Origin of the sequence: Streptomyces anatolicus (assembly GCF_019400875.1) — a bacterium.
Lineage (GTDB): Bacteria > Actinomycetota > Actinomycetes > Streptomycetales > Streptomycetaceae > Streptomyces > Streptomyces anatolicus.
In genome coordinates this window covers 18,861-32,671 of the sequence record NZ_WMBF01000023.1, presented here as the reverse complement: position 1 = coordinate 32,671, position 13,811 = coordinate 18,861, and the positions used below count along the sequence as shown (strand labels likewise).

Annotated in this window: 13 protein-coding genes; 2 read left to right on the top strand and 11 right to left on the bottom strand. The window is 71.9% G+C overall.

Going from position 1 to position 13,811, the window contains the following annotated elements:
* The 3 genes from GKQ77_RS04785 to GKQ77_RS33180 form a co-directional block, all read right to left on the bottom strand.
* Positions 1-1,378: sensor histidine kinase (locus tag GKQ77_RS04785; RefSeq protein ID WP_258020844.1), on the bottom strand; the 1,378-nt coding region annotated here is incomplete at its 3' end.
* Between the two features lie 341 nt (positions 1,379-1,719).
* The gene (locus GKQ77_RS04780) at positions 1,720-2,916 is read right to left on the bottom strand and encodes an MBL fold metallo-hydrolase (RefSeq protein ID WP_219687438.1); all 1,197 of its coding nucleotides are present in this window, start codon (positions 2,914-2,916) and stop codon (positions 1,720-1,722) included.
* Positions 2,917-3,020: 104 nt separating this feature from the next.
* The gene (locus tag GKQ77_RS33180) at positions 3,021-3,380 is read right to left on the bottom strand and encodes an aldo/keto reductase (RefSeq protein WP_372459829.1); all 360 of its coding nucleotides are present in this window, start codon (positions 3,378-3,380) and stop codon (positions 3,021-3,023) included.
* A gap of 21 nt (positions 3,381-3,401) precedes the next feature.
* Between GKQ77_RS33180 and GKQ77_RS33175 the strand changes: the two genes are divergently transcribed.
* Entirely contained in the window at positions 3,402-3,920 is a 519-nt protein-coding gene (locus tag GKQ77_RS33175) for a hypothetical protein (RefSeq protein WP_308117547.1), read from the top strand.
* Between the two features lie 4 nt (positions 3,921-3,924).
* On the opposite strand, the gene GKQ77_RS04770 is transcribed toward GKQ77_RS33175, so the two are convergent.
* A complete protein-coding gene (locus GKQ77_RS04770; RefSeq protein ID WP_219687436.1) occupies positions 3,925-4,731 on the bottom strand; it encodes an SGNH/GDSL hydrolase family protein in 807 nt (268 codons plus the stop codon).
* Between the two features lie 222 nt (positions 4,732-4,953).
* Here GKQ77_RS04770 and GKQ77_RS04765 point away from each other — a divergent pair, with 222 nt between their 5' ends.
* Positions 4,954-5,769 (top strand): tyrosine-protein phosphatase, encoded by an 816-nt coding sequence (locus tag GKQ77_RS04765; RefSeq protein ID WP_308117546.1) that lies wholly within the window; start codon positions 4,954-4,956, stop codon positions 5,767-5,769.
* A 27-nt stretch (positions 5,770-5,796) separates the two neighbouring features.
* On the opposite strand, the gene GKQ77_RS04760 is transcribed toward GKQ77_RS04765, so the two are convergent.
* The 7 genes from GKQ77_RS04760 to shc all read right to left on the bottom strand — a co-directional run bounded on the left by GKQ77_RS04760 (position 5,797) and on the right by shc (position 13,759).
* Positions 5,797-5,913 (bottom strand): DUF6126 family protein, encoded by a 117-nt coding sequence (locus GKQ77_RS04760; protein WP_125518172.1) that lies wholly within the window; start codon positions 5,911-5,913, stop codon positions 5,797-5,799.
* A gap of 62 nt (positions 5,914-5,975) precedes the next feature.
* Positions 5,976-6,656, bottom strand: a complete 681-nt coding sequence (locus GKQ77_RS04755) for a helix-turn-helix domain-containing protein (protein WP_258020843.1) — start codon at positions 6,654-6,656, stop codon at positions 5,976-5,978.
* Positions 6,657-6,754: 98 nt separating this feature from the next.
* Positions 6,755-8,140 carry an aspartate aminotransferase family protein gene (locus tag GKQ77_RS04750; protein ID WP_219687435.1) on the bottom strand — a complete coding sequence of 462 codons (1,386 nt, stop codon included), beginning with the start codon at positions 8,138-8,140 and terminating at the stop codon, positions 6,755-6,757.
* On the bottom strand, positions 8,137-10,047 hold the full coding sequence (dxs, locus tag GKQ77_RS04745; RefSeq protein ID WP_219687434.1) for a 1-deoxy-D-xylulose-5-phosphate synthase: 1,911 nt from the start codon (positions 10,045-10,047) through the stop codon (positions 8,137-8,139). The genes GKQ77_RS04750 and dxs overlap by 4 nt, the downstream gene beginning before the upstream one ends.
* A 27-nt stretch (positions 10,048-10,074) precedes the next feature.
* Positions 10,075-11,097: an adenosyl-hopene transferase HpnH gene (gene hpnH / locus GKQ77_RS04740; RefSeq protein ID WP_219687433.1), complete on the bottom strand. Its 1,023-nt coding sequence runs from the start codon at positions 11,095-11,097 to the stop codon at positions 10,075-10,077.
* A gap of 5 nt (positions 11,098-11,102) precedes the next feature.
* Complete coding sequence (locus GKQ77_RS04735; protein ID WP_219687432.1) at positions 11,103-11,756, bottom strand: phosphorylase family protein; 654 nt, start codon at positions 11,754-11,756, stop codon at positions 11,103-11,105.
* On the bottom strand, positions 11,756-13,759 hold the full coding sequence (gene shc / locus GKQ77_RS04730) for a squalene--hopene cyclase (protein ID WP_219687431.1): 2,004 nt from the start codon (positions 13,757-13,759) through the stop codon (positions 11,756-11,758). Before shc ends, GKQ77_RS04735 begins: the two co-directional genes overlap by 1 nt.
* Positions 13,760-13,811: the final 52 nt, after the last annotated feature.

The window sequence follows — 13,811 nt, the reverse complement described above, 5'->3', positions numbered from 1 at the left end:
GTTCCGGTGGGGCCGGGGGCCGAGAAGCCCCGGGGGCTCCCTGCGGAATGCCCTGCGCATCTCGTGCCTCACCTCCGTCTCGTACGCCCGGCCCGGCCCGTACGTCGTCCAGGGCGCCCCGTGCCGCCGCCTCGGCCGCCGGGCGCCGTCGCATGGCGGGCTCCTCCTGCGGCTCGGCGCCCAACAGCTCCTGCGGCAGGATCAGTACGGCCTGCACCCCGCCGTAGATGTTGGTCTGCAAGCGGACCGCGACGCCGTGTCTGCGGGCGAGGGCGGAGACGACGAAGAGGCCGATCCGCCCGTCCTGGAGGAGGCTCGCGACGTTCACCTGGTCGGGGTCGGCGAGCAGGCGGTTCATCTTGGTCTGCTCGGCAAGGGGCATGCCGAGGCCCCGGTCCTCGACCTCGACGGCGAGCCCCGCGGTCACGAGGTTGGCGCGCAGCAGGACCTGGGTGTGCGGTGCGGAGAACACCGTGGCGTTCTCCACCAGTTCGGCGAGCAGGTGGATGACGTCGGCCACGGCGTGCCCGCGCAGGGTGCCGTCGACGGGAGGCACCAGTTTGACGCGGGAGTACTGCTCGACCTCGGCGATGGCGGAGCGCATCACCTCGGTCATCGAGACGGGGCTGCTCCACTGGCGGCGCGAGACGGCGCCGCCGAGCACGGCGAGGTTCTCCGCGTGTCTGCGGATGCGGGTCGCCAGGTGGTCGACGTGGAAGAGGCCCTTGAGCAGCTCGGGGTCCTCGACGTCGTTCTCCAACTCGTCGAGCAGGGAGATCTCGCGGTGCACCAGCGACTGCAGGCGCCGGGCGAGGTTGACGAAGACCTCGACCTTCTGTTCGCTGCCCGCGTGGCTGGAGAGCTGGGCGGCCTGCACGACGGCGTCGACGGCGACGTCCTGGGCGCGGGTCAGCTCATCGGCGAGCTGATCGAACTCGTCGCCGCCCTGCCGGGCCCGGGGCGGTGTCCCGCGCGCGGGCGGCTGGTCGCCGCGCCGCAGCTGTTCGACGACCTCCCGCAGTTCCGCCTGGCCGCGCGCGGTGGTGCGGCGCAGGGCGCCGATCCGGTCGCGTACGGTCCTGGCGGCGCGGTCGGCCGCGACGGCGGCGATCACGATGCCGGCGAGGCCGACCAGCGTCGCGGCGGTGAGCACGGCGAGCAGGGCGGGCGCGGGCCGGGCGCCGGTCGACCGCAGCGTGAAGAGCACGGCCGCGCAGGCGCTCAGGCCGACGGCGACCGCGGGCAGCACGGCGATCCGCAGGAGCTGGGGCCGTATGTGGGTCTCGGGCAGGGCCGTGGCGGTCCGGCTGCCGGGCCTGCCGTGCCGTCCGCCCTCGCGGCGGTCTGCGCGGGCGGCCGGTGCGCGTAGGTGAGACATCTGCGTCCTCGAGACTTGGTTCCGGCATGGTTCCGGCATCGCCGTGCCGGCCGGCAGGTCGCGAGGGCATGCCCGCGTCGTGATCCCTGCGTCGCCCGACGAACACTCACGGTAGTCGGCAACGCATCAAGTGCGGTGGGCAGTTGACAAAGTCAGCGGGGGTGCGTCCCGCTCTGGTATGACGCCTCGCACGGGGGTCCGATTCGATCCGTATGCGCGTTCGCAACGGCGGCGTCCTCGGACCCAGTGGACAGAAGGACCACAGGACAGAAGGAAGCGCCCCGGCCGAGGACGGCCGGGGCGCGGGTTCTGCTCATGGGGGCTGACGCTGGACGCGCGTGCTAGGCGACGGGCGCGGCCTCCTGATCGCCGCTGTCGGCCGCCGAGGCCCGCGGTCTCTCCACGGCCTCCTCGGGCCAGCCGCCGTCCGGTACGACCGCGACACCGCGCCACCAGGGCGCGGCCGGCACGTTCGGCGCACCGGGCTCGAAGGGCTCGCCGGGGCAGGGCAGCGCGAGCGCGGCACCCGCGCCGCGCGCGGCGGCGAGGGTGCCCTCACCGGGCTCCGGCCACGGGTGCGGGGCGAGGTTGAACGTCCCCCAGTGGATCGGCAGCATCAGCCCTCGCGGCCGCCCGCCCTGAAGGTCCAGGTGGGCCCGCATGCCCTCCTCGGGCGTCATGTGGATGTCCGGCCAGAACTCGGAGTAGGCGCCGATCTGGATCATCGTGACGTCGAAGGGGCCGTACTGGGCGCCGATGTCGCTGAAGCCGGGAAAATAGCCCGTGTCCCCGCTGTGGTAGACGCGGTGCTCGGGCCCCGCGACCACCCAGGACGCCCACAGCGTGTGCTGGTAGTTGCGCAGGCCGCGGCCGCAGAAGTGCCGCGCGGGCGTCGCCGTCAGGGTCAGCCCCGCCACCTCGGCCGACTCGTGCCAGTCCAGCTCGCGCAGCCGGTCGGCGGGCACTCCCCAGCGCTCCAGGTGGGCGCCGACGCCGAGCGGCACCGCGAAGACGGTGCCGGTACCGGCCAGTGCCTTGATCGTCGGCATGTCCAGGTGGTCGTAGTGATCGTGGGAGATGACGACGGCGTCGACCGGGCCGAGGGCCTCCAGGGGCACCGGCACGGGATGCAGCCGCTTGGGCCCCGCGAAGGAGTACGGAGAGCACCGCTCGCCCCACACCGGGTCGAAGAGCACGCGCCGCCCGTCGATCTCGGCGAGGACGCTGGAGTGCCCCATCCAGGTGATCCGCAGCCCGTCGGCCGGCGGCTTGGCGAGGTCGGCGAGGGTCGTGGCGTGCACCGGGATCGGGGCGGCGGGGCCACGGCGTACGCGCTCCTCCTTGCGGAAGTAGATCTTCGCCAGCTCCATGGTGGACCCCGAGGGCCTGGTCCTGGCCCCCACGGGGTTCTGGAAGGACCCCTCGGCCACGGAGAAATTCGGCGACCTGCGGATCCGCGCCAGCCGCGCGCCGGCCGGGTCCGCGCCGAAGGCGGGGGACCGCAGCGAGCGGAGCCCGGGGATCAAGGACCGGGACACGGGACCTCCTGAAAAGGTGGGCAGGGTTCCTATTATGTCCACGCCGTTCACGTCGACGCCGTCCGGCCTGCGGCGCCCGCGGACGCGTCTTCCCCCGCCCGCGCTCAGGCCGCGGACCGCGTGTCCCGTTTGCGTTCATGGGTGAAGCGGGCGCGCTCCATGGCCACGCGGCCGCCGGTGGGCCGGTGCCCCTTGCGGTAGCGGCCGGTGAGGAGGCCGCTGCCGAGCGGGCTCCACACCAGTACGCCCATGCCGTACCGCTCCATCAGCGGCAGTACGTCCCGCTCGGCGCCCCGCGCGATGATCGAGTACGGCAGCTGCTCGGCCCTGAAGCGCGCGAGGGCGCGGTGCTCCGCGGTCCACCGCGCCTTGACGAGCTGTGCGGCGGGGAAGGTGGAGGTGCCGATCGCGGGCACCTTGCCGCTGCGCAGCGGGTCGGTGAGGGCGGACAGGGTCTCCTCGATGTCCGTCGATGGGGCGAGGCGGTGGATCTGGTAGAGGTCGATGCAGTCGGTGCCCGGCGCAGGGAGTCCTCCACCTGTCCGCCGCGGGCTACCGGGACTGGGCCGCGCGCGTCCAGCAGGCGGTACGAGCCGACCCGCCGGCGCCGCTCGCCCCCCGCCCGCCTCGCCGGACTCCTCGCGGACAGCCTCGACGCCGACCCGCTCTTCCGCGATCTGCTCAGCGACACGGCGGCCACACTGGAGCACAACGTCTCGCTCGACGCCGTCCGCACCTACAAAGAGGCGTCCACCTCGGCGGTGCACACCTTGACCGCCGCCCTCACCGGCCCGCACACGGGCCTGGGCGCCGAAGCGGCGCAGGACCTGATCCTCGCCACCGCGCTGCTCGCCGCGAGCACGTGGACGGCCACGCACCCGTCGGCCACTCTCGTCGAGCTGAACCGCACCTCCCCCGAACCGGGCGCCCTGGCAGCCGACTTCGCCCCCGAGCCGGCCCGTCTCCTCACCCCCGTCGTCCGAGGCCTGCGGGCACCGGCCTGACGCGCTAGAGCGGCAGCAGGTCCGGGCGCTTCGCCGCCACATGGTCGCCCGAGCTCTCGCCCCGGATGCGCCGGCCGATCCACGGCACCAGGTACTCGCGCGCCCAGAGGACGTCGTCGCGCCGCAGGTCGAGCGTGCCGCGCGGCGGCAGCGGCGGCCACGCCTGGTCGGGGTCCGCGGGCACTTCGAGGCCGAGCACCTGGGCGGCGCGCAGCGCCACGCGGGTGTGACCCTCGGCGGAGAGGTGCAGCCGGTCGCCGTCCCACGCGCGGCGGTCCTGGACGGTCTTGAGGGACCACAGGTCGAGCACGGGGCAGCCGTAGCGGTCGGCGACCGCGCGGACATGCATGTTGTACGTGGCGATCTTGCCGCGCAGGCGCTTGAGGACGGCGACGCCGCGGGTGTCGAACCCGGTGGTGATCATGACCGTGCCGACGGCCGACGTGAGGTCGGCGACGGCCCGCTCGAAGCGCTCGGCGACGTCGTCGGGGTCGGTGCCGGGACGGATGATGTCGTTGCCGCCCGCGCAGAACGTCACGAGGTCCGGGGCCAGCTCCTTGGCGCGCGGCACCTGGTCCGCGACGATCTGGTCGAGGAGCTTGCCGCGCACAGCGAGGTTGGCGTACCGGAAGGTGTGCTCGGGCACCCGGTCGGCCAGCAGGACGGCGAGACGATCGGCCCAGCCGACGAACGTGCCGTCGGGCCCCGGGTCGCCCACGCCCTCCGTGAAGCTGTCGCCGACGGCTGCGTAGGAGTTGAATACGCCGTTGTTGTAGGGGTGATTGACGAAGGTTGTCGACTCTGCTCTCACGAAGTCACATCCTTCACCTCCCTAAGTGACTTACGCCACCGTAGGGAGGGGTTGACGAGGCGTGAGATAAGCCACCGGTCAAGATTCACCCAAAGCCGGAATACGCCCCGCGGCGGGAAATCAGTGGGCGGCAGGGAGCCATTGCCCCGGGAACGCGTGTCGTATCGTCGAAGGCGTCTTCACCGGCGAGCCGCGCCGGCAGCAGAGCCCCGAGGAGTGCCCGTGACGCAGCAAGCCCCGCCGCCAGAGCTGTCAGAGCTGTCAGAGCCCGAGCTGGCCGGTGTGCGCAACTTCCGTGACGTGGGCGGACTGCCGACCGTCGACGGCCGCCGGGTCCGCCCCGGCAGGCTCTTCCGCAGCGGTCACCTGGCGCACGCCACCGCGTCCGACGCGGCGTTCCTCACCTCGCTGGGCCTGCACACGATCTTCGACTTCCGCAACGCCGCCGACCAGCGCCTCGAAGGCCCCGACGTGGCGCTGCCCGGCGTGCGCAACGTGAACCTGCCGCTGACCGATCCGGCCGACGGCGCCGAGTTCTGGAAGATGGTCCGCGACGGCGATCTCGACCAGCTGCGCGCCATCCTCTCCGACGGCAAGGCCGCCGGCCGGATGGCGGCCTCGTACCGCACGATCATCAAGGAGCGCACGGCCGAGCACAGCCGGGTGCTGCACGCGCTCGCCGAGGACAGCGTGCCCGCGCTGATGCACTGCGCGGCGGGCAAGGACCGCGCGGGCCTGTCGATAGCGATCACGCTGCTGGCCGTGGACGTCGAGCGTGACGCCATCGAGGCGGACTACCTGGAGTCGAACGCGGCCCACCGCCGCTACAAGGTGCACCGCACCAGCGACTCAGCGAACGCGATGTCCGCCGAGGTCATGGAGCTGCTCAACCCCCTCTTCGACGCGCGCGCCGAGTATCTGGCGGCGGCCTTCGAGACGATCGAGGAGACCTGGGGCGACACGGACACGTATCTCGCCGAAGGCCTCAAGGTGACCCCTGAGACGCGGGAGCGGCTGCGCGAGCGCCTGCTCGACTGATGAGTCCGAGGCGGTCCCCCGCGTCCCTCACTTGTTCTGCGCTCCCAGTTCGAAGAGCAGATAGACGAAGGCCGCGAAGATGTGGCCGACCGCCACATAGATGATCAGCCGGACCCAGAGCGCCCGCGGGAACTTCTCCTCCATCGTGTTCTCGGCGGGCCGCTCGGATCGGGCGGGGCGGGCGGATCCGTGCGGCTCGGGTTCGGTCATGTCGGTTCTCCCTGCGTGGGGCCACCGAGGCACAGCGCGGTGGCGGGGCTCTGCAACAAGGTGTGTACGAACAGCAGGTCGGCGCCGCCCCGGTCGGCGGCGGCGATCCGGTGCGGGGTCAGCGAGTCGAAGTGCGCGCTGTCGCCCGGCGCGAGGAGGTGCGCGGTGTCCCCGAGGCGCAGCCGCAGCCGTCCGCCGATGACGTACAGCCACTCCTCGCCGGGGTGGACGCGCACGATGTCACCCTGCGCCCCGTAGGGGACGTGCACGCGCAGCGCCTGCATGCCGCGGCCCGGGGCGCCCGCCTGCCAGTAGGTCCAGCCGCCCGCGCGGGTCGGCTCCATGTCGGCGCCCCGGACGACCGCGTCCAGGTCTGCGACCGTCTCGCCGAGCAGCTCGGAGACCGTCGCACCGTAGACGCGGGCGAGCGCGAGCAGCATCGGCAGCGAGGGCTGGCGCTGCCCGGTCTCCAGGCGGGACAGATGGGCGGGCGAGAGCCCCGCGGTGCGGGCGGCGGCCTCCAGCGTGAGGGAGGCGCGGCGGCGCAGCTCGCGCAGTCGCGGCGCGACGGCGGGCAGTGCCTCGGCCGGGGCCGCCTGGGGCGGCTCGGGCGGCGGCTCGACGGACTCTGGAGCCTCAGCGGGCTCTGGGGCCTCAGCGGACTCGGCGGGGCTCATACCCCGATTCAGCCAGAGCCTTGCCTCTCGGGCAACTTTCTTGCCCGAGAGGCAAAAGCCGCGCCTCCCTGGAGGAAAGCGCACCCGGCGAGGGCGCCTCAGCGGTTGCCGACCGCCTGCTTCACCAGCGTCTTGCCGAAGTCCCACATGAGCCCGCCACCGCTGTGCGCCTCGTCCATGACGGCGGTGAACGCCTCCACGAAGCGGTCCACCTCCCGCTCCCCCACCGTCAGCGGCGGGATCAGCTTGATGACCTCCAGATGGTCGCCGGAGACCTGGGTGAGGATGCGGTGCTTCTGCAGCAGCGGTACGACGACCATCTGCGCGAAGAGGCCCTTGCGGGCGGCCTGGAGCATCGACCAACGCCCGCGCAGCTTCAGCGACTTGGGCCGCCCGAACTCGATGCCGACCATGAGTCCCCGGCCGCGCACCTCGCTCAGCAGCTCATAGCGGTCGACGAGCGCGGCGAGCCGGGTCTTCAGGAGTTCCCCCGTCACCCGGGCGTTCTCGACGACCTCCTCGTCCTCCATGACGGCGAGGACGGCGAGCCCCGCCGCCATGGCCTGCGCGTTGGAGCCGAAGCTCGCCGAGTGGACTAGCACCCGGTCCATCGACGAGTAGACCTTCTTGAAGATCCAGTCCTTGCCGAGGGTGGCGCCGACCGGCACATAGCCGCCCGACAGCGCCTTGGCGACGCAGACCAGGTCCGGTTCGACGCCCTCCTCGTGCTGGTAGGCGTAGAAGTCACCGGTCCTGCCGAGGCCCGTCTGCACCTCGTCGGCGATAAGGAGCGCCTTGTGCCGGTGCAGCAACTCCTGGGCGCCGCGCAGATATCCGGGCGGTGCGGCGTGCACGCCCTTGCCCTGGACGGGCTCGACGATCAGTGCGGCGACGTCGCCGTGGTGCAGCTCCGCGCGCAGCGCGTCCAGATCGCCCAGCGGCACGGCGGTGTCGGGCAGCAGCGGGGCGAAGCCGTCCCGGAAGCCGCTCTCGCCGTTGACGGAGAGCGATCCGGTGGTCAGCCCGTGGAAGGCGTGCGCGCAGTACAGCACGCGCGGCTTCCCCGTCGCGTACCGGGCGAACTTCAGCGCGGTCTCGACGGCCTCCGTGCCGCTGTTGCCGAAGAAGACCCGGTCCAGGTGCGGGCTGTGGCCGAGCAGCCGCTCGGCGAGCAGGCCGGGCAGCGGCTGGCAGTCGAAGCGGGTGAGGTCGGCGAGGGAGGCGTCGAGGACGTCGTGCAGCGCCTTGCGTACGACGGGGTGGTGCCGGCCGAGGCCCATCACGCCGAAGCCCGCCAGCATGTCGAGGTAGTCGTTGCCGTCGGCGTCCCAGAAGTAGGCGCCCTCGGCCCGCTCGTAGACCTTGTCGAAGCCGATGGTGTGCAGCATGCGCGGCAGCTGGTGATTGAGGTGCCTGGCGTGCAGCTCGTACCGCTCGGCGCCCCGCTCGGCGAGCAGCCTGCCGAGGTCGAACTCCTTGGTCATACGCTGTGCTCCTTGCCCGCGTTCCGCTCCCCGGCGCCTTCCTCGGCCGCCAGCGTGGCCCCGATCCGTCCCGCGATCTCGATCGGTGTGAGCCCGAGGTCGGCAAGGACTTCGCTGCGCTTGGCGTGCGCGAGGAACTGCTCGGGAATGCCGAACCGCCTTACCGGTACGTCCACTTCGGCGTCCCCGAGGGCGAGCGCGACGGCGGAGCCGACCCCGGCGGCGCGGCTGTTGTCCTCGACGACCGCCACGAGGCGGTGCCGCGCGGCGAGTCCGGGCAGCTCCTCGTCGACCGGCTTGACCCAGCGCGGGTCGACGACGGTGCAGCGCAGCCCGCGCGCCCGGAGCAGTTCGGCGGCCTGCAGACAGACCGGCGCCATCACCCCGACCGCCACGAGCAGTACGTCGGGTTCGTCGTCCTGGAGCAGTACGTCCATGCCGCCGACCCGGCCCACCGCGGGGATCGCGGGCCCCACCGACTCCTTGGGGAAGCGGACGAGCGTCGGCGCGTCGTCCACCGCGACCGCCTCCCGCAGCTGCGCGCGCAGCTGATCGGCGTCGCGTGGCGCGGCGATCCGCAGACCGGGCACGACCTGGAGGATCGAAAGGTCCCACATGCCGTTGTGCGAGGCCCCGTCCACGCCGGTGACCCCGGCGCGGTCCAGCACGAACGTCACCCCGCATCGGTGCAGCGCGACATCCATCAGGAGCTGGTCGAAGGCGCGGTTGAGGAAGGTGGCGTAGACCGCCACGACGGGGTGGAGGCCGCCGGTGGCGAGCCCGGCGGCCGATACCGCCGCGTGCTGCTCGGCGATGCCGACGTCCCAGACGCGGTCCGGGTAGGTCTCGGCGAACTTCTTCAGGCCGACCGGCCCCAGCATGGCTGCGGTGATGGCGACGACGTCCTCGCGCTCGGCGCCGATGCGGACGATCTCGTCCCCGAACACCGAGGTCCAGGAGGGGCCGCCCGCGGGCGCCAGGGACTCGCAGGTGAGGGGGTCCATGACGCCGACGGTGTGGAAGCGGTCGGCCTCGTCCGCGAGCGCGGGCTCGAAGCCCCGGCCCTTCTCGGTGAGGCAGTGGACCAGGACCGGCCCGTGGAAGCGTTTCGCCCGGCGCAGGGCCGACTCGACGGCGCCGATGTCGTGCCCGTCGATCGGCCCCACGTACTTGAGCCCCAGGTCCTCGAACATGCCCTGCGGCGCGATGGCGTCCTTGAACCCCTTCTTGGCGCCGTGCAGCGACTCGTAGAGCGGCTTTCCGACGACGGGGGTGTGCTGGAGTATGTCCTTGCCCCAGGCGAGCACCCGTTCATAGCCGTCGGTGGTCCGCAGCGTGGCGAGGTGGTCGGCGAGGCCGCCGATGGTCGGGGCGTAGGACCGTTCGTTGTCGTTGACGACGATGATCAGCGGCCGGTCCTGCGCGGCGGCGATGTTGTTCAGCGCCTCCCACGCCATGCCCCCGGTCAGCGCGCCGTCCCCGATGACGGCGACCACATGGCCCCGCTCGCCGCGCACCTGGCGCGCCTTGGCGAGACCGTCCGCCCAGCCGAGCGCGGTCGAGGCGTGGCTGTTCTCGACGATGTCGTGCTCGGACTCCTCACGCGAGGGGTAGCCCGAGAGGCCGCCCTTGCCGCGCAGCTTGGAAAAATCCTGACGTCCTGTCAGCAGCTTGTGTACGTAGCTCTGGTGGCCGGTGTCCCACACGATGCGGTCGACGGGTGAGGCGAAGGCCCGGTGCAGGGCGACGGAGAGTTCCACCACCCCCAGGTTGGGCCCGAGGTGACCGCCCGTTCTGGCGACCGCGTGGACCAGGAACTCCCGGATCTCCTGGGACAGTTCGTCCAGCTCTGCCTCGGTCAGCGCCTTCAGGTCGCGCGGCCCCCGGATGGTGTCGAGAATGGTCATGCTCGGGCCCCCTTACTGGTTCGTTCGTCAGCCGCGGCTTCCTGCGACCGTCTCGCGGGCGGCGCGGATGGACTCCTTGAGGGAGCCCATGGTGGCGAGGACGGCGGTCGGTTCGTAGCCGCAGTGCGCCATGCAGTTGGCGCAGCGCGGGTCCTTGCCGCGGCCGTACTTGTCCCAGTCGGTCTCCTCGATGAGTTCCCGGTACGTCGGGACGTAGCCGTCGCTCATCAGGTAGCAGGGGCGCTGCCAGCCGAAGAGCGAGTAGTTCGGGATCGCCCAGGCGGTGCACGGGAAGTCCGCCTTGCCCTCCAGGAAGTCCAGGAAGAGCGGCGAGTGGTTCAGCCGCCAGCGGCGGCGGTTGCCGCCCGCGAAGGCCTTCTTGAAGAGTTCCCGGGTCTGTTCGACGCCCAGGAAGTGCTCCTGGTCGGGTGCTTTCTCGTAGGCGTAGGCGGGCGAGAGCATCATCTCGTCGACCTTCAGGTCGTCGTTGAGGTAATTGAGCACCTCGATGATCGTCTGCGGGGTGTCGGTGTTGAAGAACGTGGAGTTGGTGGTGACGCGGAAGCCGCGCTTCTTGGCCTCCTTGATGGCCTCCACCGCCTCGTCGAACACGCCCTCCTTCGCGACGGACTCGTCGTGCCGCTCCCGCATGCCGTCGATGTGCACGGCGAACGCGAAGTACGGCGACGGCGTGAAGTTCTCGATCTTCTTGCGCAGCAGCATGGCGTTGGTGCAGAGGAAGACGTACTTCTTCTTGGCCACCAACTGCCGGACGATCTCATCGATCTGAGGGTGCATCAGCGGCTCGCCACCGGCGATGGAGACCATCGGCGCACCGGACTCCAGGACGGCGCCCACGGCCTGGGCGACCGGCATGCGCTGCTTGAGCACACCGGCCGGGTGCTGGATCTTCCCGCATCCCTCGCATTTGAGGTTGCACGCGAAGAGCGGCTCCAACTCGACGATCAGGGGGAACTTGTCACGCTTGCGGAGCTTCTGTTCAAAGAGATACGTAGCGACCTTGATGGTCTGGCGCAGCGGCATGGCCATCTGGCTCACCTCCGGGGGAGCAAAGAGGAACGGTGCCATTCGAAGAAAGCGGGAAGCACGGCACGAAGGACGCGGAACGCTGATATTCCACCGCGCAGGGTGCCGATGCGGACGAGTTCGTGCTGCGGGGCGTCCACGACCACCCGGACGGCGGCAACGGGCCGCCGTCCGGCGCGTACCGCGCTGCGCAGCGTGGCGGCGGACTCCATGTCCACGGCGATCGCCCCGGTGGCGAGCAGGGCGCCGCGCTCGGGGCCGCGCACGACGTGGTCGGAGCCGGTGAGCGGGCCGGTGTGCACGGTGCGCCCGGGCAGGGCCCGCGCCAGCTCCTCGACGAGCAGTTCCGTGCCCGTGCACGGCGTGCTGCCGTACGCGTCCCTGGTCTCCCCGGCGACGACGAGGTCACCGGGGTGCATGCCGGGGGCGAGCCCCGCGCAGAAGCCGGTGGCGAGGACGGCCGCGTCCCGCAGCGGCCCGCTGCCGAGCGCCCCGCCGACGGCCCGCTCGGCGTTCTCCGGTCCCATGCCGGTGCGCAGCACGGTCATGGCTCCCGGGGCGCCCCCATGGTCGCCGGTGCGCAGGGCGAGGCGTTCGATGCCGAGCGCGCAGGCGATCAGCAGCGGTGCGGGGCCCGGCCGACGGGCCGGGGCCTCGCCCATCAGCTCCCCTTGGGCGTGTGGCAGGGGCCGCCCGCGAACGGTTCGCCGTTGACGTACCTGCCGAGCGCGGTGAGCGGGAACACCTGCCGGTAGAGGTGGTAGTTGATGGAGAAGTCCCAGGGGAAGCCGGTCCCGGTGAAGTACGGCTCGTCCCAGGAGCCGTCCGCGCGCTGGGTCCGGGCGAGGAACGTCACGCCCCGCTCCACGGACGCGGCCTCGCGCTCGCCCGCCGACAGGAGTGCGAGCAGCGCCCAGGCGGTCTGCGAGGCGGTCGACGTGCCGCGTCCGACCCAGCCCCGGTCGCGGTAGGAGCGCAGGTCCTCGCCCCAGCCGCCGTCGTCGTTCTGCACCGACTCCAGCCAGCTCACGGCGCGCCGGATCGAGGCGTGCGAGGCGGGCAGTCCGGCCGCGATCAGCGCGGGCACCACCGACCCGGTGCCGTATACGTAGTTGACGCCCCAGCGTCCGAACCAGGCGCCGTTCGGCTCCTGTTCGGCGAGCAGCCACTCGATGCCGCGCCGGGTGCGCGGATCGTGGGACAGGCCCTCGACGGCGAGCATCTCCACGACGTGCCCGGTGACGTCGGCGGACGGCGGGTCGATGACCTCGCCGAAGTCGCAGAACGGCAGCCGGTTGGGGAAGGGGCTGGTGTTGTCGACGTCGAAGGCGGCCCAGGCGCCGTTCCTCGACTGCATCCCGAGGGTCCAGCGCACCCCGCGCTCGATGGCGTTGTCCACCCGCTCCTTGTCCGGGTGCGCGACCCGGCGCAGCGCGAGGGCGACCTCGGCGGTGTCGTCGATGTCGGGGTAGTTGTCGTTGTGGAACTCGAACGCCCAGCCGCCCGGGGTCAGTCCGGGCCTGCGCACCGACCAGTCGCCGGGCCGCACGACCTGCTCGCCGAGCATCCAGTCGGCGGCCTTGACCAACTGCGGGTGGTCGGCGGGGAGTCCGGCGTCGGCGAGGGCGATCGTCGCGAGGCAGGTGTCCCACACGGGTGACTGGCAGGCCTCGATCATCCGGGCGCCGTCCTCGCGCCGGACGGCGAACCGGTCGAGCGAGGCGAGCCCGGCCTTGAGCACCGGGTGCTCAAGGTCGTAGCCGAGCAGGTGCAGCGCGATGATGGAGTAGACCGCGGGCGGCTGGATCCCGCCCCAGCAGCCGTCGTTCTCCTGCCGTTCGATGATCCAGCGGGCCGCGCTGTTCATCGCGGCCTTGCGCAGCCGTCTCGGCGCGACCTTGTGGTAGACGTGCAGCGCCTTGTCGAGCCGCTGGAAGACGCCGTCCCAACTCGCCACGGGCGCCAGTGCTCTGGCCGGGTTCGGCTCGCCCGCGTCGGTGTGCAGCTCGTCCAGCGCGAAGGGCGCGGGGCGCACGGGACGCTTGGCGGAGACGATGGTGAGCGGCACTATCGTCTGCCTGGCCCAGCAGCCGAAGTCGTAGATGTTGAGCGGGACCCATGAGGGGAAGTAGATGAGTTCCGGGGGGAGTTCGGGCAGGTCGTCCCAGTTCCACCAGCCGAAGAGGGCGAGCCAGATGCGCGTGAAGACGCGGCTCGCGGCGATGCCGCCCCGGTCCCTGATCCACTCGGCGGCCTTCGCCATGTGCGGCTCGTCGGGCCGGTCCCCTGCCAGGCGGAGCGCGACGTACGCCTCGATGGTGGTGGAGAGTTCGCCGGGGCCGCCGAAGAACGTGGCCCAGGTGCCGTCCTCGCGCTGCTCACCGCGGATGAAGAGCGCGGCGGCGTGTGTGGTGTGCTCGTCCCCGATGCCGAGGAACTGCCGCAGGAGAAGATCCTCGGCGTCCATGGTCACGTTGGTCTCGAGGTCGCCCTTCCACCACCCCTCGGCGTCCTGCCGGGAGAGCAGGAAGTCGGCCGAGCGCTGTATGGCGCGCGCGGCGGCGTCCCGTGCGCCCGCCGGCGCGGCGATCGTTTCGATGGGCTGGCTGGCCGCGGCCACACGGGGCGTCACCGCTCCGGTGCTTCCGTCGGTCGTCGCTGTCATGGCTTCCCCTTCGTGCAGTCGGTTCCTCTGCTCTGGGTCCGCCGTCGGCCGA